The 23,231-nt window shown below is 41.7% G+C and carries 13 protein-coding genes, 21 tRNA genes, 3 rRNA genes and 1 riboswitch; of the genes, 34 read left to right on the top strand and 3 right to left on the bottom strand.

Features of this window, described 5'->3' with window-relative positions; all coding sequences use genetic code 11:
* Window positions 1-34 precede the first annotated feature (34 nt).
* Window positions 35-1,015, bottom strand: coding sequence for a metal-dependent hydrolase (locus CKV67_RS08675; protein WP_014093049.1), 981 nt, complete (start codon window positions 1,013-1,015; stop codon window positions 35-37).
* 203 nt (window positions 1,016-1,218) lie between these two features.
* Here CKV67_RS08675 and mutY point away from each other — a divergent pair, with 203 nt between their 5' ends.
* The 3 genes from mutY to ntdP all read left to right on the top strand — a co-directional run bounded on the left by mutY (window position 1,219) and on the right by ntdP (window position 3,741).
* Window positions 1,219-2,316, top strand: a complete 1,098-nt coding sequence (mutY, locus tag CKV67_RS08665) for an A/G-specific adenine glycosylase (protein WP_014093048.1) — start codon at window positions 1,219-1,221, stop codon at window positions 2,314-2,316.
* Window positions 2,317-2,320: 4 nt separating this feature from the next.
* Window positions 2,321-3,067: an enoyl-[acyl-carrier-protein] reductase FabL gene (gene fabL / locus CKV67_RS08660; protein ID WP_014093047.1), complete on the top strand. Its 747-nt coding sequence runs from the start codon at window positions 2,321-2,323 to the stop codon at window positions 3,065-3,067.
* Window positions 3,068-3,213: 146 nt separating this feature from the next.
* A complete protein-coding gene (gene ntdP / locus CKV67_RS08655) occupies window positions 3,214-3,741 on the top strand; it encodes a nucleoside tri-diphosphate phosphatase (RefSeq protein ID WP_003719986.1) in 528 nt (175 codons plus the stop codon).
* A 41-nt stretch (window positions 3,742-3,782) separates the two neighbouring features.
* Here the strand turns inward: ntdP and CKV67_RS08650 are convergent, their stop codons facing one another.
* Complete coding sequence (locus CKV67_RS08650) at window positions 3,783-4,871, bottom strand: aromatic acid exporter family protein (protein ID WP_014093046.1); 1,089 nt, start codon at window positions 4,869-4,871, stop codon at window positions 3,783-3,785.
* 105 nt (window positions 4,872-4,976) lie between these two features.
* The gene (locus tag CKV67_RS08645) at window positions 4,977-6,275 is read right to left on the bottom strand and encodes a glutamate-1-semialdehyde 2,1-aminomutase (protein WP_014093045.1); all 1,299 of its coding nucleotides are present in this window, start codon (window positions 6,273-6,275) and stop codon (window positions 4,977-4,979) included.
* Window positions 6,276-6,418: 143 nt separating this feature from the next.
* Between CKV67_RS08645 and CKV67_RS08640 the strand changes: the two genes are divergently transcribed.
* From CKV67_RS08640 to CKV67_RS08490, 31 genes are all read left to right on the top strand, one after another.
* On the top strand, window positions 6,419-7,360 hold the full coding sequence (locus CKV67_RS08640; protein WP_014093044.1) for an NAD(P)-dependent oxidoreductase: 942 nt from the start codon (window positions 6,419-6,421) through the stop codon (window positions 7,358-7,360).
* Between the two features lie 82 nt (window positions 7,361-7,442).
* The gene (gene perR / locus CKV67_RS08635; protein ID WP_014093043.1) at window positions 7,443-7,889 is read left to right on the top strand and encodes a peroxide-responsive transcriptional repressor PerR; all 447 of its coding nucleotides are present in this window, start codon (window positions 7,443-7,445) and stop codon (window positions 7,887-7,889) included.
* Window positions 7,890-8,323: 434 nt separating this feature from the next.
* Window positions 8,324-9,873: ribosomal RNA gene (locus CKV67_RS08630) — 16S ribosomal RNA — on the top strand.
* Between the two features lie 247 nt (window positions 9,874-10,120).
* Window positions 10,121-13,053: ribosomal RNA gene (locus CKV67_RS08625) — 23S ribosomal RNA — on the top strand.
* Window positions 13,054-13,130: 77 nt separating this feature from the next.
* A 5S ribosomal RNA gene (gene rrf / locus CKV67_RS08620) occupies window positions 13,131-13,246 on the top strand.
* Together the 16S, 23S and 5S rRNA genes with 21 tRNA genes alongside form the textbook arrangement of a ribosomal RNA operon.
* 9 nt (window positions 13,247-13,255) lie before the next feature.
* Window positions 13,256-13,328: transfer RNA gene (locus CKV67_RS08615), tRNA-Val, on the top strand.
* Between the two features lie 8 nt (window positions 13,329-13,336).
* Window positions 13,337-13,412: transfer RNA gene (locus CKV67_RS08610), tRNA-Thr, on the top strand.
* A 38-nt stretch (window positions 13,413-13,450) separates the two neighbouring features.
* Window positions 13,451-13,523 (top strand) — tRNA-Lys (locus CKV67_RS08605).
* 5 nt (window positions 13,524-13,528) lie between these two features.
* Window positions 13,529-13,610, top strand: a tRNA-Leu gene (locus CKV67_RS08600).
* A gap of 12 nt (window positions 13,611-13,622) precedes the next feature.
* Window positions 13,623-13,697, top strand: a tRNA-Gly gene (locus tag CKV67_RS08595).
* 14 nt (window positions 13,698-13,711) lie between these two features.
* Window positions 13,712-13,797, top strand: a tRNA-Leu gene (locus CKV67_RS08590).
* A 9-nt stretch (window positions 13,798-13,806) separates the two neighbouring features.
* A tRNA-Arg gene (locus CKV67_RS08585) sits at window positions 13,807-13,880 on the top strand.
* Between the two features lie 10 nt (window positions 13,881-13,890).
* Window positions 13,891-13,964, top strand: a tRNA-Pro gene (locus CKV67_RS08580).
* 18 nt (window positions 13,965-13,982) lie between these two features.
* Window positions 13,983-14,055: transfer RNA gene (locus CKV67_RS08575), tRNA-Ala, on the top strand.
* Between the two features lie 52 nt (window positions 14,056-14,107).
* Window positions 14,108-14,181 (top strand) — tRNA-Met (locus CKV67_RS08570).
* 11 nt (window positions 14,182-14,192) lie between these two features.
* Window positions 14,193-14,266: transfer RNA gene (locus CKV67_RS08565), tRNA-Ile, on the top strand.
* Between the two features lie 22 nt (window positions 14,267-14,288).
* Window positions 14,289-14,378: transfer RNA gene (locus CKV67_RS08560), tRNA-Ser, on the top strand.
* A 42-nt stretch (window positions 14,379-14,420) separates the two neighbouring features.
* Window positions 14,421-14,494: transfer RNA gene (locus CKV67_RS08555), tRNA-Met, on the top strand.
* Window positions 14,495-14,498: 4 nt separating this feature from the next.
* A tRNA-Asp gene (locus CKV67_RS08550) sits at window positions 14,499-14,574 on the top strand.
* 4 nt (window positions 14,575-14,578) lie between these two features.
* A tRNA-Phe gene (locus CKV67_RS08545) sits at window positions 14,579-14,651 on the top strand.
* A gap of 29 nt (window positions 14,652-14,680) precedes the next feature.
* Window positions 14,681-14,753, top strand: a tRNA-His gene (locus CKV67_RS08540).
* Between the two features lie 23 nt (window positions 14,754-14,776).
* A tRNA-Gly gene (locus tag CKV67_RS08535) sits at window positions 14,777-14,847 on the top strand.
* A 27-nt stretch (window positions 14,848-14,874) separates the two neighbouring features.
* Window positions 14,875-14,948, top strand: a tRNA-Ile gene (locus CKV67_RS08530).
* A gap of 6 nt (window positions 14,949-14,954) precedes the next feature.
* Window positions 14,955-15,027, top strand: a tRNA-Asn gene (locus CKV67_RS08525).
* Between the two features lie 37 nt (window positions 15,028-15,064).
* Window positions 15,065-15,155: transfer RNA gene (locus CKV67_RS08520), tRNA-Ser, on the top strand.
* A gap of 5 nt (window positions 15,156-15,160) precedes the next feature.
* Window positions 15,161-15,232 (top strand) — tRNA-Glu (locus CKV67_RS08515).
* Window positions 15,233-15,298: 66 nt separating this feature from the next.
* Window positions 15,299-16,474, top strand: a complete 1,176-nt coding sequence (locus CKV67_RS08510) for an MFS transporter (protein ID WP_014093042.1) — start codon at window positions 15,299-15,301, stop codon at window positions 16,472-16,474.
* A 76-nt stretch (window positions 16,475-16,550) separates the two neighbouring features.
* A riboswitch (SAM riboswitch) is annotated at window positions 16,551-16,657 on the top strand.
* A 106-nt stretch (window positions 16,658-16,763) separates the two neighbouring features.
* On the top strand, window positions 16,764-19,061 hold the full coding sequence (gene metE, locus CKV67_RS08505; protein ID WP_025279984.1) for a 5-methyltetrahydropteroyltriglutamate--homocysteine S-methyltransferase: 2,298 nt from the start codon (window positions 16,764-16,766) through the stop codon (window positions 19,059-19,061).
* A 20-nt stretch (window positions 19,062-19,081) separates the two neighbouring features.
* The gene (locus CKV67_RS08500) at window positions 19,082-20,206 is read left to right on the top strand and encodes an aminotransferase class I/II-fold pyridoxal phosphate-dependent enzyme (RefSeq protein ID WP_014093040.1); all 1,125 of its coding nucleotides are present in this window, start codon (window positions 19,082-19,084) and stop codon (window positions 20,204-20,206) included.
* On the top strand, window positions 20,199-21,371 hold the full coding sequence (gene metC / locus CKV67_RS08495) for a cystathionine beta-lyase (protein ID WP_014093039.1): 1,173 nt from the start codon (window positions 20,199-20,201) through the stop codon (window positions 21,369-21,371). The genes CKV67_RS08500 and metC overlap by 8 nt, the downstream gene beginning before the upstream one ends.
* Window positions 21,368-23,221 (top strand): bifunctional homocysteine S-methyltransferase/methylenetetrahydrofolate reductase, encoded by a 1,854-nt coding sequence (locus CKV67_RS08490; RefSeq protein WP_014093038.1) that lies wholly within the window; start codon window positions 21,368-21,370, stop codon window positions 23,219-23,221. Before metC ends, CKV67_RS08490 begins: the two co-directional genes overlap by 4 nt.
* Window positions 23,222-23,231 lie beyond the last annotated feature (10 nt).

The raw sequence follows: 23,231 nt of genomic DNA, 5'->3' as shown, positions 1-23,231 counted from the left end.
TCTGAAAGGCCCCGAAATTTTTCGGGACCTTTTTTTAAATACTAACAGGTGCTAATTTTTTGTCTAACTTTTCGGTAGAGAAAATCCAACCAGTGTAAGATGAGACAATTTTTAAATCATCATCTAATTTCACTACAGCTACAAAGGGATAATGTCCATTACTACGATAACGTAAATCTGTGAAAGTAACATAAGTCCCGTCTAATTTTTCTTCAACTCTCCAATTATATACTTTGGAGAAAGAGATGAATGCTGCGAGATTTTTGTCTAACTTTGCAGAACGAATGATTTCGTTATCTGGCACAGGAACACGATCGAATTTTTCATAAATCGAAATGTTTCGTTTGAAAGCTCTGCCTACATAATAATGATCTTTTGTTGTAACTGCCACACGCCATTGAAAGAAGTGAATCGTGGAAGCAATAATGATTTCTTCAGAGTCTGGAATCAAGTTTTGAACCGCATGTTTAATCATTCGCTGTGTTATAAACCTTGCTACATAATAAAGTGCTAAGATGACATATAGCGTGATAAAGGTCGGAACAGCTGGAGAACCAAGTAACCAAGCGGCAATAGCAACTACGTGAGAACCAAAAATGAACCAATCAAAAGTATTGATAAATCCAAATGCGACCCAGGTTTCCTTAAAAGGTCTAATCGCTTGTGTCCCGTAGGCATTAAAAATATCTACAAAAATGTGTAACCCAACTGCGATAAATGTCCATAATAATAAATGAATGAACGTGGCTGCTGGGAAGAATAGGTATAAAATAGATGAAATAAGTAATGGCCAAATTGCGAGCATTGGCAAGGAGTGTGTTACTCCACGATGATTTCTAATATAATCAGCGTTATTTTTAAGTTTTAATACAGTGTCAATGTCTGGGATTTGTGAACCAATAATTGTTGCTGTCATAATACCAATGGCAGCTTGAGAACTTCCGGCAACGACCGGGTCTACAGTTGCTAACGCTCCGAGTGCAATTCCCATTACTACATGTGTGCCAGTATCCAATGACTTTTGCCTCCTCTAATAATCGGTCTTTAAAAATACAATTCATGTTGTTTAAATAAAGCACAACACTATTCAATTAAGCCAGCATTCGGTATAATAGAAATCGGCTTAAGAATGGGTATACTTTTTTTATTCCCTGTTTACATTATACTACACATCTATATAATCACACATTAGAAATCTATTAGAATTACGAGGGGAAAATGAGAAAAATGAGCAGATTAACTTGGGACGAAGAAAAAATAACCGCCTTTCAAAAAGCACTCGTTTCCTGGTATGAAGCGAATAAGCGTATATTACCATGGCGTGAAAATACCGAACCTTATCGAATTTGGGTCTCAGAAATTATGCTACAACAAACCAAAGTTGACACAGTAATTCCATATTTCAATCGCTTTATGAAACAATTTCCAACGATGGAAAGTTTTGTAAATGCAGATGAAGCAGCTATTTTAAAAGCATGGGAAGGGCTGGGCTATTATTCGCGAGTACGAAATCTTCAAGCCGCGATGAAGCAAGTGATGGCGGATTTTTCTGGAACAGTTCCGAGTGATTTAGCAACAATCTTATCTTTAAAAGGGGTAGGTCCATATACAGCAGGCGCCATTTTAAGTATCGCTTACAATCAAGCTGAGCCTGCAGTTGATGGTAATGTAATGCGTGTAATTGCACGTGTGTTAGAAATCAATGAAGACATCATGAAGGCATCTACACGAAAGATTTTTGAAGAAGTGCTCTATCAATTGATTGACAAAGAAAGGCCTGCATCGTTTAATCAGGGGTTAATGGAAATTGGTGCACTTGTCTGTACGCCAACCAAACCAATGTGTTTGCTTTGTCCGCTTCAATCATTTTGCGAGGCACATAAAAATGGCGTAGAAACAAATTATCCCGTTAAAATCAAAAAAGTAAAAACAAAAACAAAAGAACTGCTGAGCATCCTTGTTTTTTCAGAAGATGGCAAAGTTGCGATTGAAAAAAGACCTGAAACCGGGTTGCTTGCTAATATGTGGCAGTTTCCAACCATAGAAATTGCTAAGAAAGAAAATAAAGAAGTGGCTAAATTACAATTTTTACATACATATGGACTAGATGTTTTACTCGACACGGAACCAATCGCGCATATTAAACATGTATTCTCGCACCTAGTCTGGAAAATGGACATCCAAGTAGCAATACTTCAATCAGCAGAAGTAAGAGAAAATTGGTATTTTGCAACAGAGGAAGAAATGGAACAACTTGCTTTTCCGGTTCCTTATCAAAAAATGTGGCAAGTCTGGAAACAATATAAGGGGGAATAACAAAGTGAACAAAGTAGCACTAATAACAGGAAGTAGTAGAGGGCTTGGTCGTGAGATTGCAATCGCATTTGCAAAAGAAGGTTATGATATCGCAGTTAATTTTTCAAGAAACCGAAAAAAAGCAGAAGAAGTGAAACTAGAAATTGAACAATTAGGCAAAAAATGTGAAATTTTTAAAGCAAATGTTGGTGATGTGGAAAAGATTAAAGAACTATTTGCAGCTGTGGACGCGGAATTTGGAAGACTAGATGTGTTTATTAATAATGCTGCTAGTGGGGTACTTAGACCTTTAATGGAGTTAGAAGAATCGCACTGGGATTGGACGATGAACATTAATGCTAAAGCGTTACTGTTTGCTGGTCAAGAAGCAGCGAAATTGATGCAACGTGAGAACAGTGGAAAAATTATCAGTCTTAGCTCCATTGGATCGATTCGTTATTTAGAAAACTATACCACTGTTGGTGTTTCTAAAGCCGCAGTAGAATCACTTACTCGCTATTTAGCAGTAGAACTAGCCCCTTTTGGGATTGCTGTGAATGCTGTTTCTGGTGGTTTAATCGAAACAGAAGCTTTAAATCATTTTCCAAATCGAGAAGCATTACTTGAGGATGCTGTAAGTAAAACACCTGCTGGGCGAATGATAACACCTGCTGATTTAGTAAATGCGGTCTTATTTCTTGCCAGTGACAAAGCAGACATGATTCGCGGACAAACAATTTTAGTTGATGGTGGGAGAACTTTACTTGTATAGTTAAGCGGAAAATCACTTGTTTTTGGGGTGAATCTGAGTTTTTTGATGAAATTGTACGGTTTCAGCACAATATTGTTTTTTTGCAGTAGAACGTTATGTTATAATGATATTGATTTTGATAGTACATGAGGAAAGTAGGATAAAGGATGTACTTACCCAAAGAGAAAGAAATAATACAGATCAAGAGCTACAAACATAACGGTAAACTTCATCGTACTTGGAAAAAGACAGTGGTGCTTAAATCTACGGAAAATATTATTATCGGTGGAAACGACCACACATTAGTTGTGGAAGCAGACGGACGTAAATGGGTAACGCGCGAACCATCAATTTGTTATTTTCATAGTGATTACTGGTTTAATGTAATTTCAATGATTCGCGAAGATGGTATCTATCATTATTGCAATTTAGGGACACCTTTTGCAGTAGATGAACAAGCGCTGAAGTACATTGACTATGACCTCGATATTAAAGTATTCCCAGATGGTAGGTTTCATTTGCTTGATGAGGGCGAATACGAACAACACCGTCGCCAAATGAAGTATCCAGACTCGATTGACCGGATACTAAAGACTAATGTAGATGTGTTGAGTCACTGGATTTTGGACAAAAAAGGTCCATTTTCTCCTGATTATATCGACATTTGGTATGAAAAGTATAAAGAATACCGTTAAAAAACGAGCTTGGGAATTAATTTTCCAAGCTCGTTTTTTGTTTATTCTTCATTCACATTAATATCAATCTGATTTTCTTCTGTATGTCGAAGTTTAAAGCTATGAATTAATTTTTCTAAATAGTCAACAGTCTCTTGATAAGCAAAAATAGAAGCAATAATGCGCATTAAATGATATTTGTCCATCATTTCCTCATATTCATCTTTTTCCGTTTCTTCCATTTCGCGAAGGAAGAGTTGCATTAAATCTTGCGGGTCTTGCGCTAAATGCGATTCTACATAATCAAGATCAATTGAAACTTTATCAATGTAGGTAAGTAGCAGTTGTTCGTGTTTATCTGTTAAATAATCAATATGCTGTCTAATTAGTTCTTGCTTATCTGGCGGCAGTTGTAAATAATCATTTTCATAACGATGTTGGATTTTTAAAAGTTCAAAACCTTTTTGCGAACAAAGTAGCATTTGCCTATATACGGCAATTTTTCGACCTTTAGAAACCGCATTTTTTTTAAGAAATGTTCGCTCCTCACGGTAAAATCCATATAAGTTACGTGTTTGATTCAACTGTTTTTGCATCCATTCCATATCTTTTTTTAGAAGCGGGAAATCCGCAGCATGGCGAAGGTTTAGTTTAATCCATCGAACAATCTCACTATTGGTATTGTATATTAACTGGAATAGCGAAACTTCATATTTTGGCGGAATAAAAAATAAATTAACGATAAAAGCGGCAACTAAGCCCAACATAATTGTTCCAAAACGAATAAGTGCAATTTCTAAAAAGTCATTACCAGGTGAATCCATAACAATAATGAGAGTCACAACGGCAAGACCAATTGTATTCTCTAAACGGAGCTGCATTAATAAAGCAACACAGATTATCGAAGCAACTCCAATCAAGATAAAATCATTCCCAATATAGAGCCCGAAAATTATCGCGATGATTGCGCCAATAATATTCCCTTGTGCACGTTCTAAAATAGTTCGATATGACCTATAAATAGATGGTTGGATAGCAAAAACGGCGGAAATGCCTGCCAGAGATGGAGAAGGTGAGTTGCAAAGCTCGGCAATAAAAAGCGCAAGTGTTATTGCAATACCTGTTTTTAAAATTCTAGCTCCGAATTTCATGGAAGGTTATTCCTTTCTATAAACTATTTGAGCGGGATTTTGTTGCATTCCTGCCCATACTTCTTCTATTATAACGTTTCTCTCGAGTTTATACAGTAATATTACCTAGTTATCTTGAACCATTTTTGCGAATACAGTATTCACAGCACGAATAGTTTCTTCAATATCTGCTTCTGAATGCGCCGAAGTAATAAACCAAGCTTCGTATTTTGATGGCGCTAAGTTAATGCCTTCTTCTAACATTCCTTTAAAGAACCGACCAAATAATTCTCCGTTAGTAGCCCCAGCTTCTGCGTAGTTTGTAACGGCTTCATCTGTAAAATACACAGTTAAAGCACCGACAATTTGGTTTACTGTTACGGCAATACCATACTTGTTAGCTGCCTTTTCAATGCCATCTTTTAACATTTTGCCGTATTTTTCAAAACGGTCATAAAGTCCTTCCTCTTGTAAAACCTCTAAACAAGCAATACCAGATAAAATAGATGCTGGATTTCCAGCGTGTGTACCAGCCTGATAAGCCGGACCAAGAGGAGCCACCTTTTCCATAATATCTACACGACCACCATATGCACCGATTGGAAGCCCACCGCCAATAATTTTGCCCATCGCTGTCAAATCAGGAATAACTCCAAGGTAGTTTTGCGCACCACCATACATAAAACGAAATGCCGTAATAACTTCATCATAAATTACTAAAGAGCCATTCGCATGTGCAAGTTCATTGACGCTTTCTAAAAATCCTTCTGCTGGTTCAACCATACCAAAGTTTCCGACAATCGGTTCCACTAAAACAGCTGCAACTTGATCACCCCAAACAGCAAGTGCTTCTTTAAAAGATGCTAAATCATTAAAAGGTACCGTAATCACTTCTTCTGCAGTAGATTTTGTTACTCCAGCTGAATCGGGAATACCAAGCGTTGACGGTCCAGAACCAGCTTCTACTAAAACTAAATCAAAGTGTCCGTGATAGCAGCCAGCAAATTTAATTACTTTATCTCGTCCCGTATAAGCGCGAGCAACACGAATAGTAGTCATTACAGCTTCCGTCCCAGAATTGGTAAAACGAACTTTTTCAAGGGAAGGAATGGCTTCTTTTAACATTTTAGCAAAAGTAATCTCATGTTTGGTTGGTGTGCCATATAACACACCATTTTGCGCTGCTTTTGTAATCGCTTCTGTTATATGAGGATGCGCGTGCCCAGTAATAATTGGACCAAATGCTGCTAAATAGTCAATATATTTATTGCCGTCTACATCATAAAAGTAAGCACCGTTAGCTCGTTCCATTGTAACAGGAGTCCCGCCCCCAACACCTTTGTTCGATCTAGAAGGACTATTGACCCCGCCAACTATATGTAAAAGTGCTTCATCATGCAATTTTTCTGACATCGAATGATTCATTTTGTCATCTCCTCAATATTTTAATACCTTCTACATTTTATGCGAAAAATCGAGATGTCGCAATCGAAAAAACAATATAATTGCCGATAAACGAAAAAAAGCATAAAATTGACTTAAAGTAGAAGAATGGGGAGTGAGGCAAAATGAAAGTCCTATTTACATTAGATGTTCCAAATCACCTAAAAAAATTACAAGAAGACAAATTTCCGGAAGATACTTTCTATTATGAGAGCAGTAATCATTTTGCCAACCTATCAGAAGTAGATGTAATAGTCACTTATGGATCAAATTTAACAGAAGAAATGATAAAGAGTGCTAACAAATTAAAATTCATTATGGTCTTTTCAGCAGGGATAGACAGCCTGCCTCGAGAAATTATTCAAGCCAGAAAAATAAAAGTAGCGAACGTAAGAGGGATTCACGCTACTCCGATGGGGGAATATGCACTTTCTTTTATGCTGAATCACGTAAAAAAAGCAGCTTTCTTCTATGATATGCAAAAAAGTAACCGCTGGGAAAGCGAAGAGCCAATCACAGAATTAGCAGGTAAAACGCTTGTGGTAGCTGGTACAGGAGCAATTGGATCAAAAGTGGCGGAATTTGCCCAAGCTTTTGATATGCATTTAATAGGTGTTAATACAACTGGCCATTCCGTCAAACATTTTGAGCAAACATATGCCATTAAAGAGTTAGAAAAAGTAGCTCCGTTAGCAGATTTTTTTGTCAGTGTGCTACCCCAAACAGAACAAACCATAGGGATATATCCTTTATCTTTCTTTGAACAAATGAAACGTAATGCTGTTTTCGTCAATATTGGTAGAGGAAGTGCTGTTAGTTTAGACGTATTAGAAACAGCAACGAAACAAAAACTGATTTCCCATTTTTATCTAGATGTGTTGCCAGAAGAGCCACTTTCAAAAAGAAGTTCCTTGTGGCAAGCGCCCAATGTAACAATCACTCCACATGTATCAGGGCATTCAGACAAATATCTTGATCGGAGTTTTGAAATTTGGCTAGAGAATATCAAACATTATAAAGAGGGCACAGATTTGCGAAATGAACTTAATTTAAATAAAGGCTATTAAGCTCTAATTTATGCCATTCTATTGACATTAAGGCGTTATTTCCGGTATTATGAGTATAATAATTATTTTTGGAAGGGAGTGCATGGCGGTGTCTAATGCAACTCTAAAAGAGGCGGTAGATGTCTTGAAGAAAACAGGAGTAAGAATAACTCCTCAGCGTCATGCTATACTTGAATTCTTAATTAACTCACATACACACCCAACCGCAGACGATATTTATAGAGCTTTAGAAGGCAATTTTCCTAATATGAGCGTAGCGACTGTATATAATAATTTGCGGGTCTTTCGCGATGCTGGTCTAATTAAAGAATTATCCTATGGCGATGCTTCTAGTAGATTTGACTTTTCTACATCTAATCATTATCATGCAATCTGTAACATTTGTGGAAAAATAGTAGATTTCCATTATCCAGGTCTTGATGAAGTAGAGCATTTTGCAGCACATGTAACTGGATACGAAATTAATAATCATCGCTTAGAAGTATACGGTACATGTCCAGCTTGCAAAGCAAAACAATCAAATAAATAATCAAAAACACTTAGCCACGCTAGGTGTTTTTTTATTTTTATTTAATTTTATGCATAATTCAGTTGACATATATCTCAAAACTTGATATATTAGTTTTCGGCGCTACAATAGCAGTGATTTAAAAGAATTTTATTCATAAAATAAATTTAAAAAGTTGTTGACAGATAAGCGTTGAAATGATATGATTTAAAAGTCGCAAAAAACAAAAGAAAACATTCTCGCATCAAGAGTTAAAGCGACTTACTGACCTTTGAAAACTGAACAAAGAAGAAGACGAAAAGCAATGAGACGTAAAGTCTCACTGGTAATCGCAGGGCGGAAAACAGAAAGCTGTTTTCAACAAAACAAACTAGTAATTTAATTGCTAGCGAAGTCAATTTGACGCAAGGAATCTTATTCACGGTGTTGAATAAGTATTCAAATTCAATTTATATTTTAAAGAGAGTTTGATCCTGGCTCAGGACGAACGCTGGCGGCGTGCCTAATACATGCAAGTCGAACGAACGGAGGAAGAGCTTGCTCTTCCAATGTTAGTGGCGGACGGGTGAGTAACACGTGGGCAACCTGCCTGTAAGTTGGGGATAACTCCGGGAAACCGGGGCTAATACCGAATGATAAGTAGTGACGCATGTCATCACTTTGAAAGATGGTTTCGGCTATCGCTTACAGATGGGCCCGCGGTGCATTAGCTAGTTGGTAGGGTAAAGGCCTACCAAGGCAACGATGCATAGCCGACCTGAGAGGGTGATCGGCCACACTGGGACTGAGACACGGCCCAGACTCCTACGGGAGGCAGCAGTAGGGAATCTTCCGCAATGGACGAAAGTCTGACGGAGCAACGCCGCGTGTATGAAGAAGGTTTTCGGATCGTAAAGTACTGTTGTTAGAGAAGAACAAGGATAAGAGTAACTGCTTGTCCCTTGACGGTATCTAACCAGAAAGCCACGGCTAACTACGTGCCAGCAGCCGCGGTAATACGTAGGTGGCAAGCGTTGTCCGGATTTATTGGGCGTAAAGCGCGCGCAGGCGGTCTTTTAAGTCTGATGTGAAAGCCCCCGGCTTAACCGGGGAGGGTCATTGGAAACTGGAAGACTGGAGTGCAGAAGAGGAGAGTGGAATTCCACGTGTAGCGGTGAAATGCGTAGATATGTGGAGGAACACCAGTGGCGAAGGCGACTCTCTGGTCTGTAACTGACGCTGAGGCGCGAAAGCGTGGGGAGCAAACAGGATTAGATACCCTGGTAGTCCACGCCGTAAACGATGAGTGCTAAGTGTTAGGGGGTTTCCGCCCCTTAGTGCTGCAGCTAACGCATTAAGCACTCCGCCTGGGGAGTACGACCGCAAGGTTGAAACTCAAAGGAATTGACGGGGGCCCGCACAAGCGGTGGAGCATGTGGTTTAATTCGAAGCAACGCGAAGAACCTTACCAGGTCTTGACATCCTTTGACCACTCTGGAGACAGAGCTTTCCCTTCGGGGACAAAGTGACAGGTGGTGCATGGTTGTCGTCAGCTCGTGTCGTGAGATGTTGGGTTAAGTCCCGCAACGAGCGCAACCCTTGATTTTAGTTGCCAGCATTTAGTTGGGCACTCTAAAGTGACTGCCGGTGCAAGCCGGAGGAAGGTGGGGATGACGTCAAATCATCATGCCCCTTATGACCTGGGCTACACACGTGCTACAATGGATGGTACAAAGGGTCGCGAAGCCGCGAGGTGGAGCCAATCCCATAAAACCATTCTCAGTTCGGATTGTAGGCTGCAACTCGCCTACATGAAGCCGGAATCGCTAGTAATCGCGGATCAGCATGCCGCGGTGAATACGTTCCCGGGCCTTGTACACACCGCCCGTCACACCACGAGAGTTTGTAACACCCGAAGTCGGTAGGGTAACCTTTTAGGAGCCAGCCGCCGAAGGTGGGACAGATAATTGGGGTGAAGTCGTAACAAGGTAGCCGTATCGGAAGGTGCGGCTGGATCACCTCCTTTCTAAGGAAAAGGAAACCTGTGAGTTTTCGTTCTTCTCTGTTTGTTCAGTTTTGAGAGGTTAATTCTTCTCTATACTGTTTGTTCTTTGAAAACTAGATAAGAAAGTTAGTAAAGTTAGCATAAATAGGTAACTATTTATGACACAAGTAACCGAGAATCATCTGAAAGTGAATCTTTCATCTGATTGGAAGTATCATCGCTGATACGGAAAATCAGAAAAACAACCTTTACTTCATCGAAGTAAATTGGTTAAGTTAGAAAGGGCGCACGGTGGATGCCTTGGCACTAGGAGCCGAAGAAGGACGGGACTAACACCGATATGCTTTGGGGAGCTGTACGTAAGCGTTGATCCAGAGATTTCCGAATGGGGGAACCCACTATCTTTAGTCGGATAGTATCCTTACGTGAATACATAGCGTGAGGAAGGCAGACCCAGGGAACTGAAACATCTAAGTACCTGGAGGAAGAGAAAGAAAAATCGATTTCCTGAGTAGCGGCGAGCGAAACGGAAAAAGCCCAAACCAAGAAGCTTGCTTCTTGGGGTTGTAGGACACTCTATACGGAGTTACAAAAGAAAGTTATAAATGAAGCGGTCTGGAAAGGCCCGCCAAAGACGGTAACAGCCCGGTAGTTGAAATAGCTTTCCCTCCAGAGTGGATCCTGAGTACGGCGGAACACGTGAAATTCCGTCGGAATCCGGGAGGACCATCTCCCAAGGCTAAATACTCCCTAGTGACCGATAGTGAACCAGTACCGTGAGGGAAAGGTGAAAAGTACCCCGGAAGGGGAGTGAAACAGTTCCTGAAACCGTGTGCCTACAAGTAGTTAGAGCCCGTTAATGGGTGATAGCGTGCCTTTTGTAGAATGAACCGGCGAGTTACGATTTGTTGCAAGGTTAAGCGGAAAAAGCGGAGCCGTAGCGAAAGCGAGTCTGAATAGGGCGAATAAGTAACAGGTCGTAGACCCGAAACCAGGTGATCTACCCATGTCCAGGATGAAGGTAAGGTAATACTTACTGGAGGTCCGAACCCACGCACGTTGAAAAGTGCGGGGATGAGGTGTGGGTAGCGGAGAAATTCCAATCGAACTTGGAGATAGCTGGTTCTCTCCGAAATAGCTTTAGGGCTAGCCTCGAGGTAAAGAGTCATGGAGGTAGAGCACTGTTTGGACTAGGGGCCCTTCTCGGGTTACCGAATTCAGATAAACTCCGAATGCCATGTACTTATACTCGGGAGTCAGACTGCGAGTGATAAGATCCGTAGTCGAAAGGGAAACAGCCCAGACCACCAGTTAAGGTCCCCAAATATATGTTAAGTGGAAAAGGATGTGGGGTTGCTTAGACAACCAGGATGTTGGCTTAGAAGCAGCCACCATTGAAAGAGTGCGTAATAGCTCACTGGTCGAGTGACCCCGCGCCGAAAATGTACCGGGGCTAAACATATTACCGAAACTGTGGATGAACCTCTTATAGAGGTTCGTGGTAGGAGAGCGTTCTAAGGGCGGTGAAGTCAGACCGGAAGGACTGGTGGAGCGCTTAGAAGTGAGAATGCCGGTATGAGTAGCGAAAGAAGGGTGAGAATCCCTTCCACCGAATATCTAAGGTTTCCTGAGGAAGGCTCGTCCGCTCAGGGTTAGTCGGGACCTAAGCCGAGGCCGATAGGCGTAGGCGATGGACAACAGGTAGAGATTCCTGTACCAGTGCTAATTGTTTAACCGATGGGGTGACACAGAAGGATAGGGAATCGCACGAATGGAAATGTGCGTCCAAGCAGTAAGTGTGAGAAGTAGGCAAATCCGCTTCTCGCGAAGCATGAGCTGTGATGGGGAAGGAAATGAAGTACGGAAGTTCCTGATTTCACGCTGTCAAGAAAAGCCTCTAGGAAGAGTAGTACTGCCCGTACCGCAAACCGACACAGGTAGATGAGGAGAGAATCCTAAGGTGAGCGAGAGAACTCTCGTTAAGGAACTCGGCAAAATGACCCCGTAACTTCGGGAGAAGGGGTGCTCTATTAGGGTGCAAGCCCGAGAGAGCCGCAGTGAATAGGCCCAGGCGACTGTTTAGCAAAAACACAGGTCTCTGCAAAACCGTAAGGTGACGTATAGGGGCTGACGCCTGCCCGGTGCTGGAAGGTTAAGAGGAGTGCTTAGCTTCGGCGAAGGTACGAATTGAAGCCCCAGTAAACGGCGGCCGTAACTATAACGGTCCTAAGGTAGCGAAATTCCTTGTCGGGTAAGTTCCGACCCGCACGAAAGGCGCAACGATCTGGGCACTGTCTCAACGAGAGACTCGGTGAAATTATAGTACCTGTGAAGATGCAGGTTACCCGCGACAGGACGGAAAGACCCCGTGGAGCTTTACTGCAACCTGATATGGAATGTTTGTACCGCTTGTACAGGATAGGTAGGAGCCGAAGAGACGTGTGCGCTAGCATACGAGGAGGCAATGGTGGGATACTACCCTGGCTGTATGACCATTCTAACCCGCCACGCTTAGCGCGTGGGGAGACAGTGTCAGGTGGGCAGTTTGACTGGGGCGGTCGCCTCCTAAAGAGTAACGGAGGCGCCCAAAGGTTCCCTCAGAATGGATGGAAATCATTCGCAGAGTGTAAAGGCACAAGGGAGCTTGACTGCGAGACTGACAAGTCGAGCAGGGACGAAAGTCGGGCTTAGTGATCCGGTGGTTCCGCATGGAAGGGCCATCGCTCAACGGATAAAAGCTACCCCGGGGATAACAGGCTTATCTCCCCCAAGAGTCCACATCGACGGGGAGGTTTGGCACCTCGATGTCGGCTCGTCGCATCCTGGGGCTGTAGTCGGTCCCAAGGGTTGGGCTGTTCGCCCATTAAAGCGGCACGCGAGCTGGGTTCAGAACGTCGTGAGACAGTTCGGTCCCTATCCGTCGCGGGCGCAGGAAATTTGAGAGGAGCTGTCCTTAGTACGAGAGGACCGGGATGGACACACCGCTGGTGTACCAGTTGTTCCGCCAGGAGCATCGCTGGGTAGCTATGTGTGGCAGGGATAAACGCTGAAAGCATCTAAGCGTGAAGCCCCCCTCAAGATGAGATTTCCCATTTCTTCGGAAAGTAAGATCCCTGAAAGATGATCAGGTAGATAGGTTTGGAGTGGAAGTGTAGCGATACATGGAGCGGACAAATACTAATCGATCGAGGACTTAACCAAAAAATGAAACGAAGTTACCTAACTGAACCCTTTCTTCTCTAGTTTTGAGAGAGCAATCTTTCAACAATTCAATATTGTCTGGTAGTTATGGCGAGAAGGTCACACCCGTTCCCATCCCGAACACGGTAGTTAAGCTTCTCTGCGCCAATGGTAGTTGGGGGCTTCCCCCTGCGAGAGTAGGTCGCTGCCGGGCAGTATTCCTGGAGGTTTAGCTCAGCTGGGAGAGCATCTGCCTTACAAGCAGAGGGTCAGCGGTTCGATCCCGTTAACCTCCATTTTTTATGCCGGCTTAGCTCAGTTGGTAGAGCAACTGATTTGTAATCAGTAGGTCGCGAGTTCGACTCTTGCAGCCGGCACCATTTGTATTTTCTTTATAATAGTGCATAATTATTGTAGAGAGCCGTTAGCTCAGTTGGTAGAGCATCTGACTTTTAATCAGAGGGTCGCTGGTTCGAACCCAGCACGGCTCACTTTTGCGGGTGTGGCGGAATTGGCAGACGCACCAGATTTAGGATCTGGCGCCGCGAGGCGTGGGGGTTCAAGTCCCTTCACCCGCACTTATATGATATGCGGAAGTAGTTCAGTGGTAGAACATCACCTTGCCAAGGTGGGGGTCGCGGGTTCGAACCCCGTCTTCCGCTCCATATTTTATAGAAACGCCGGGGTGGCGGAACTGGCAGACGCACAGGACTTAAAATCCTGCGGATAGTGATATCCGTACCGGTTCGATTCCGGTCCTCGGCACTTATATTTGCGCCCATAGCTCAACTGGATAGAGTACTTGACTACGAATCAAGCGGTTAGAGGTTCGACTCCTCTTGGGCGCACTTTATTAAACGGGAAGTAGCTCAGCTTGGTAGAGCACTTGGTTTGGGACCAAGGGGTCGCAGGTTCGAATCCTGTCTTCCCGATTGATTATTCTTTATAATGGGGCCTTAGCTCAGCTGGGAGAGCGCCTGCTTTGCACGCAGGAGGTCAGCGGTTCGATCCCGCTAGGCTCCACTTACTTCACATTTTAATCACATAAACAAGAAAATGGTAGTCTTATTATTGTGGCGGCGTAGCTCAGCTGGCTAGAGCGTTCGGTTCATACCCGAGAGGTCGTGGGTTCGATTCCCTCCGCCGCTATTTTCTAACTTGGACCTTTAGCTCAGTTGGTTAGAGCAGACGGCTCATAACCGTCCGGTCGCAGGTTCGAGTCCTGCAAGGTCCACTTGTCACTTTATTATTATCATGGAGGAATACCCAAGTCTGGCTGAAGGGATCGGTCTTGAAAACCGACAGGCGGGTAATACCGCGCGGGGGTTCGAATCCCTCTTCCTCCGTTTTTTCACTTGTGATATGTGGACTAAATTTAATATTATTGTCGCGGGGTGGAGCAGTCTGGTAGCTCGTCGGGCTCATAACCCGAAGGTCGTAGGTTCAAATCCTGCCCCCGCAATAGTGGTTCCGTGGTGTAGGGGTTAACATGCCTGCCTGTCACGCAGGAGATCGCGGGTTCAAATCCCGTCGGGACCGCCATTATGGCTTGGTAGCTCAGTTGGTAGAGCACTTGATTGAAGCTCAAGGTGTCGGCAGTTCGATTCTGTCCCAAGCCATTCATTATTTTAAACATTTTTGCCTTATGGCGGATATGGCGAAGTGGTTAACGCACCTGATTGTGGTTCAGGCATTCGTGGGTTCGATTCCCATTATCCGCCCTTTGTTTTTAATTTATTATTATGCGGGTGTAGTTTAGTGGTAAAACTACAGCCTTCCAAGCTGTTGTCGTGGGTTCGATTCCCATCACCCGCTTTTTACCATGAAATTCAAGCATTACTGGGGCCTATAGCTCAGCTGGTTAGAGCGCACGCCTGATAAGCGTGAGGTCGATGGTTCGAGTCCATTTAGGCCCATTTTATTCCACAGTAGCTCAGTTGGTAGAGCAATCGGCTGTTAACCGATCGGTCGCAGGTTCGAGTCCTGCCTGTGGAGTTATTCCTTAAATAGGATAAGATTATACTATATATCTGGGGAAGTACTCAAGTGGCTGAAGAGGCGCCCCTGCTAAGGGTGTAGGTCGCTCGCGCGGCGCGAGGGTTCAAATCCCTCCTTCTCCGCCAGATATGGCCCGTTGGTCAAGCGGTTAAGACACCGCCCTTTCACGGCGGTAACACGGGTTCGATTCCCGTACGGGTCATCCAAAAAACAATGTCGATTTTCGACATTGTTTTTTCATTTCGTATCAATTGTTTTGGAGGTTGTTATGGGTTCTAAAGGAAAGTTTTGGATTTTAACAATGGTTGTGGCAATTTCTGGTTTGTCACAAGGCGTATTATTACCACTTATTGCAATTATTTTAGAGGGGAAAGGTGTAAGCGCTGGGATAAATGGGTTTCATGCTACAGGTATTTATTTAGGGGTTTTGCTCATTTCACCATTTATCGAGGCTCCATTACATAAATATGGTTATAAACCGATTATACTGGTTGGTGGGGGGCTTGTTGCAGTTGCGATGCTAGCTTTTCCAACCTGGTTTAATTTATATTTTTGGTTTTTCTTGCGTTTGCTTATTGGTGTAGGAGATCATATGTTACACTTTTCTTCACAGACTTGGATTGGCGCGATGAGTGATCCAAGTAAGCGAGGCCGAAATATGGCAATTTATGGTTTGTTTTTCTCATTGGGATTTGCGATTGGGCCTCAATTAGTTAATTTAGTTAAGGTTAATGCTAATTTACCATTCTTTTTATCAGGAATTTTAGTTTTGATTGCTTGGGGATTAGTTTGGTTTCTTAAGAATGAGTTTGTTGGGGATAAAGCTGTTATACGAAAAATTTCTTTTTGGGGTAGTTTGAAGCGTTTTTCGGAGGTCTTTAAGTTAGCATGGGTTGCAATGATTCCTCCGTTTTTGTATGGGATTTTGGAAACGGGGTTAAATGCGACTTTCCCAGTTGTTGGGTTACGAAATGGATTAGATACAATGTTGATTGCTGTAATTATTTCTTCTTTTTCTGTAGGAACTATTTTGTTTCAAGTTCCTATTGGGATGGTTAGTGATAAATTTGGTCGTGGGAAAATTTTACCGTTTTTGACTGGACTGGGAGCTTTTGTTTTTGTGTTAACGGCTTTTGTTAATTTGCCAGTATTGTTTGTGATTTTTTTCTTTGTACTGGGGATTTTACTTGGTTCTCTGTATTCTCTTGGATTGTCGTATATGACTGATTTGACGCCGCTTGAGCTACTTCCAGCTGGAAATATTTTGGTTGGGATGTGCTTTAGTATGGGAAGTATTATTGGACCTAGCGTTACTGGAGTGATGATTGGTATTTTTGGAAATCAAATATTTTATTTTGTTGTTGCTGGAATCCTTTTACTTGGCTGTTTCTTATTGACTTTTGGGGAAAAGAAAATGCATGCTATCAAGAAAATAGAAATTTAATGTTTGACAGTTAGAAGTCCCAAGTGGTATGATAATTTCAATCCATTTGAAGGGATTAAAAAAACTAAATAAATTACTCTTATTATGAGTGGTAGAGGGACTGGCCCGTTGAAACCCAGCAACCTTTCAATCCGTTGAAAAGGTGCTAAATCCTGCGAAGTGTAATGCTTCGAGAGATAAGAGAGACTTAAAAAGTTTCGCTGTATTTTTGTATAGAAACTTCCAAACCTCTCTAGTTCTCTTGGGAGGTTTTTTATTGGCATAAACGAGAGAGGAAAAGGTGATAGGTATGGTAAAGGTAATTAGTTCGAATTTGGGATATCCAAGACTTGGCGAAAAACGAGAATGGAAACGTGCTTTAGAGAAATTTTGGAATGGGGAGATTACGGAGCAAGAATTACTAGCTGAAACAAAAGCACTAAGATTACATGCACTTAAAAAGCAACAAGCTAAGGGCATTGATTTAATTCCAGTTGGTGATTTTAGTTTCTATGATCAAGTGCTTGATACAAGTGTTACTTTTGGGATTATTCCAAAGCGGTTTAATCACGAGGGTGGAAAGATAACCTTAAATACATATTTTGATATTGCTCGCGGAAAAAGTGATGCAGTGGCTTCTGAAATGACGAAATGGTTCAATACTAACTATCATTATATCGTTCCAGAACTTGCAGATGCAAATCCTAAAGCCATATATAACCGTGCGCTTTACTATTATGAGGAAGCGAAAAAAGAACTTGATATTGACGGGAAGCCAGTCCTTGTGGGACCAATTACTTATTTGAAACTTGGAAAAGGTAGTAAGGAAGAAAGCTTTGAAAGCTTATTAGATAAATTTATTCCAGCATATGTGGAATTTTTAAAAGAACTTGAAACAGCTGGTGTCAAATGGGTGCAAATCGATGAGCCATACTTGGCGACTAGTTTTGATAAAGAAGAAATTGCTTTATTTGAGAAAGTGTACCAACAATTTCAGAAAACAGTGCCTAGCTTGAAAATTGAGTTGCAAACTTATTTTGAAAGTTTGGATTATTATGAAGATGTAGTTAATTTACCGGTTGCTGCTATTGGGATTGATTTTGTACACGACCATGGGGATTCGCTAAAAGCATTAAAAAAGTATGGTTTTCCAGAAGATAAATTTTTGGCAGCTGGCGTGATTGATGGCCGGAATGTTTGGCGGAGTAATCTGGACGAGAAGTTAGAGCTCTTAGCAACTATTGCAGAATATGTCACTGAAGGAAAGCTAATTGTTCAGCCATCTAATTCTTTATTACATGTACCTGTAACAAAATGGAGTGAACCAGATTTAGATAAGGTCATTCTTGATGGATTGTCCTTCGCGGATCAAAAGCTAGATGAAATTGCTATTTTAACGAAAGCTTTAACGGCTGGAAAAGAAAGTGTTACAACCGAGTTAGAAGAAGCACGGGCGGCTGTTGCAGCATTAAATGCATCTAGTCACCGGAATAATACAGAAGTTCAAGCAGCTATTGCTAACTTGGAAAATGTTCGTGTCGAACGGGAATTACCTTTTGCAGAACGGATTGAATTACAACATGCATGGTTAAAGTTGCCACTATTTCCAACGACGACGATTGGTAGTTTTCCACAGTCACCTGAAGTTCGTAAAACTCGCGCGGATTGGTTAAAAGGGAATATTACGGATGCTGAATATCAGTTATTTATTGAAAAAGAAACTGCACGTTGGATTCGGATTCAGGAAGACTTAGATATTGATGTACTGGTGCATGGTGAGTTTGAACGAACTGATATGGTGGAATATTTTGGTCAGAAATTAGCTGGATTCCAAGCAACAAAATTTGGGTGGGTGCAATCATATGGTTCGAGAGCAGTTCGACCACCACTTATTTATGGAGATGTTGCTTTCACAGAAGAAATTACGGTAAAAGAGAGTGTTTATGCACAATCACTAACGAAACGTCCGGTGAAGGGGATGCTAACTGCACCAGTAACGATTATTAATTGGAGCTTTGTCCGTGATGATGTTCCAGAAAGTGTTGTCGCTAATCAAGTTGGGTTAGCACTTCGTAAAGAGGTAGAAGCACTTGAACGAAACGGAATTAAGGTGATTCAAGTTGATGAGCCAGCCCTTCGAGAAGGTTTACCACTGAAGCGTGCAAGATGGGAAAAATATTTAAATGATGCGGTTTATTCGTTTAAGTTAACAACAGCTTCGGTTCAGAATGATACGCAAATTCATACGCATATGTGTTATTCGGATTTTGATGATATTATCGATACGATTAGTGCTTTGGATGCGGATGTCATTTCAATTGAAACCTCAAGAAGTCATGGCGAAATCATTTCGACATTTGAAGAAGTTATCTATGATAAAGAAATTGGTCTTGGTGTTTATGACATTCACAGCCCTCGTGTTCCAACTGTATCAGAAATTCAAGATAATATTCGCCGTGCTTTACGAGCTATAGATGCGAAACAGTTTTGGATTAATCCGGATTGTGGTTTGAAAACTCGCAAAGAACCTGAAACAATTGCGGCGCTTCAAGATATGATTAAAGCGACTAAAGAGGTGCGTGCGGAATATCAAGTATTAGAGAAATAAAGGAATGGAGGAGAGGTAATATGGCAAAGCTGAAACAAGAGACGATAGCAGCACAAATTGGAAATAGAAAATGTGAAAGAACGGGTGCTGTTAATATGCCAGTCTACTTCTCTACAGCTTACCAGCATGCCGATCTTGGGGTATCAACGGGATATGATTATACGAGAACTGGAAATCCAACGCGAGATGCTTTAGAAGAAGCACTCGCAGAATTAGAAAATGGAACTCATGCCTTTGCAACAAGTTCTGGCATGAGTGCGATTCAACTGGTATTCCAACTTTTTAAAACAGGGGAGCATATTATTAGCTCACAAGATTTATACGGGGGCACTTTTCGATACTTTGAGCAGTTTGGTGAACAATATAATATTGGATTTTCATACTGGAATGGGGCTGAATATGCGGAATTAGAAAAATTACTTCGACCGGAAACGAAGGCAATTTTTATTGAGACTCCGACTAATCCTTTGATGCAAGAAACCGATATTAAAGTTGTTGCTAAGTGGGCGAAAGAACATCATTTACTTGTAATTGTAGATAATACATTTTATACACCAGTTTTGCAACAGCCACTTAATCTTGGGGCAGACATTGTGATTCACAGTGCGACAAAATATTTAGGTGGACATAATGATGTGCTTGCTGGTGCAGTTATTGTGAAAGATGATGGACTTGGGGAATTTTTCTTCCATCAATTGAATTCGACTGGAACAGTGTTATCGCCTTTCGATAGTTGGTTGTTGATACGAGGACTGAAAACACTAGTACTTCGTGTGAAACAACATCAAGTGAATGCGCAGAAAATCGCGGCATTTTTGGAAACACATTCTTTAGTGGAAGAAGTTCGTTATCCAGGTCGCGGAGGAATGATTAGTTTCTTTATAAAAGATGCCTCGCTTGTTTCACCACTTTTAAAACAACTCGAATTATTTACTTTTGCGGAGAGTTTAGGAGGGGTGGAAAGTTTGATTACTTATCCGACGACACAAACGCATGCCGATATTCCTGTGGAGCTACGAAATTCTTATGGTTTAACAGATAAACTGTTACGAATTTCGGTAGGGATTGAAGCAAGTGAGGATTTAGTGGCGGATTTATCACAGGCGTTAGGTAAAGTGGCAGAAGGGGTGGTTTCCCGTGGGTAAAGATTATGAGCAAGATACAGTTGTCATTAAAGCAAGTTTAGGAATTGATAAAGAAACTGGCGCGTTGAATACTCCAATCCATTTATCTTCCACATTTCACCAGCATGATTTTGATAATTATCATCCATATGATTATGCTAGAAGTGGTAACCCTACAAGAGAAAAAGTGGAACAAGCAATTGCTGAATTAGAGGGAGGTAAAGATGGATTTGCTTTTGCTAGCGGAATGGCTGCGGTATCTGCGGCACTTTTTACTCTTTCAAAAGGAGATCACTTTATTATTGCAAAAGATGTTTATGGTGGAACATTTCGACTTGTAGAAAAAGTTTTACCACGATTTGGGATAACGCATACTTTTGTCGATACGACAAATATTGATGAAGTCGCTAAGGCATTTCAACCAAATACTAAACTGGTTTATCTCGAAACGCCATCCAATCCGCTGTTACATGTGACGGATATTCGAACGGTTGCCAAACTTGCAAAAGCGAATGGTTGTTATACATTTGTGGATAATACTTTTTTGACTCCGTTGCTTCAAAAACCACTTGAGCTGGGCGCAGATCTAGTGATTCATAGTGCGACCAAATTTCTTAGTGGTCACAGTGATATTCTAGCTGGACTTATTGTGACGAATGATTCAGTACTTGCAGAAGCTGTTTACTTCTTACAAAACGCAACAGGAGGCGTGCTAGGTGTGCAGGATTCTTGGTTATTGCTTCGCGGATTGAAGACACTTTCGGTACGTATGAAAGCTGGGGTTAGCGCAGCGGAAAAAATTGCTTTATTTTTAAATGCTGAGCCAGAAGTTCAAGCGGTGCATTATCCTGGTTTACCAACTCATCCAGGTTATGATATCCAGGTAGAGCAGGCAACGAGTGGCGGGGCAGTAGTGTCTTTTGACCTTGGTAGTGAAGAAGCGGTACGAGAACTAGTTACTCATTTAGAATTACCAGTATTTTCAGTGAGTTTAGGTGCTGTAGAGAGTATTTTATCGTATCCAGCGAAAATGTCCCATGCTGCAGTTCCAGAAAAAGAACGTTTAGCCCAAGGGATTACCCCAGGCTTATTACGTTTTTCGGCGGGATTAGAAAATGCAGCTGATTTAATTGCTGATTTAAAACAAGCACTTTCGTTTGTTAAGAAAGGAAGTGTGGCGCAGTGAATTTACGAAAAGATTTAAGCGAAAAGGTATTAATTGCGGATGGAGGAATGGGGACGCTGCTTTATTCTTACGGAGTGGATCGTTCTTTTGAGGAGCTAAATCTCTCGCATCCAGAAGATATCGTTTCGATTCATAAAGCTTATATTGGTGCAGGGGCTGATATTATTCAGACTAATACGTACGGCGCTAATTATATAAAATTAGCTAGGTATGGCTTAGAAGATGAAGTAAAACGAATTAACCAAGCGGCAATTCGATTAGCAAAGGAAGCGGCACGAGGGACTGGGACGTATATATTTGGTACGATTGGTGGAATAAATGGCGCAGTAGATGCAAGACTCCCAGCGGCACCACTAGAAGAAATCAAGCGTAGTTTTAGGGAGCAACTCTATTGTTTTTTACTGGACGGTGTGGATGCAATTTTGCTGGAAACCTATTATGATTTAGAGGAACTTAAAACCGTTTTAAAAATTCTTCGAGAAACGACGGATTTACCAGTTGTAGCTAATGTATCTATGCATGAACCAGGCTTGCTTCAAAATGGTCAAAAACTGTCAGATGCGCTAGAAGAACTAATTGCACTAGGAGCAGATGTTGTTGGTGTTAATTGCCGGCTTGGTCCTTATCATATGGCTCGTGCTCTTGAAACCGTTCCATTATATGAACATGCCTATTTGGCCGTTTATCCTAATGCTAGCCTTCCAGAAGTGCAAGAAGGCAAAGTGATTTATCAATCTGATACAGATTATTTTGAGCATTACGGGGAGGTTTTTAGGCAAGAAGGAGCACGGATTATTGGTGGTTGTTGTGGAACGACACCTGACCACATTAAAGCACTTCGAAATGGTCTAAAGACAACGAAGCCAGTTTTGGAAAAAGAAGTACGACCGCTGCTTGAACTTGTCCCAGAGGAAGTAGTAGACGAGGATTCAGGAGTGCGACTACTTGATAAAGTGAAAGAGGGCTTAACGATTTTAGTGGAGCTTGATCCGCCGCGAACATTTGATACTTCAAAGTTTTTTGAAGGGGCTAAAGCATTAGATGAAGCCGGAGTGGATGCAATTACTATTTCAGACAATTCGTTAGCAACACCGCGGATTAGCAATATGGCGCTTGCATCTATTTTAAAACATGAATACGGAATTAAGCCGCTAATTCATTTGACGACGAGAGACCATAATTTGGTTGGAATGCATTCTCATGTAATGGGTTTTCATAAGTTAGGACTTCATGATGTGTTAGCCATTACTGGAGATCCAACAAAGGTAGGAGATTTTCCAGGAGCATCTTCTGTTTTTGATTTACGCTCCGTTGAGTTAGTTCAATTAATCAAGAAATTTAATGATGGGATTTCTTATACTGGTAAATCGTTAAAAGAAAAGGCTCGATTCCATGTTGGGGCAGCTTTTAATCCGAATGTGCTTAACTTAGAAAAAGCTGTTCGCTTAATCGAGCGGAAAGTGGAGTATGGGGCAGATTATATTATTACTCAGCCCATTTATGACGTAAATAAGGCAGTACTTTTGAAAGAAGCGTTGCAAAAGGCAAATATTAACGTGCCGCTTTTCATTGGTGTAATGCCACTTTTGTCGAGTAGGAATGCGGAGTTTCTTCATAATGAAGTTCCAGGAATTCGTTTAACTGATGAGGTTCGTGAGCGGATGCGAGATGCAGAGGAACAAGGCAGGGCAAATGAGAAAGGAATGGAGATTGCACGGGAATTAATTGATTCGATTTGCGCGTATTTTCAAGGAATTTACATTATTACACCGTTTTTGAGATATGATTTATCGATTGAACTTGCGAAATATGTTCAAACGAAGCAACAAGTTCAAGTTGCGAACAAATAAAAACTGGTTA

This window comes from Listeria ivanovii subsp. ivanovii, from assembly GCF_900187025.1.
GTDB lineage: Bacteria > Bacillota > Bacilli > Lactobacillales > Listeriaceae > Listeria > Listeria ivanovii.
The sequence above is the reverse complement of the archived record's forward strand: the minus strand, read 5'-3'. Positions and strand labels throughout refer to the sequence as shown.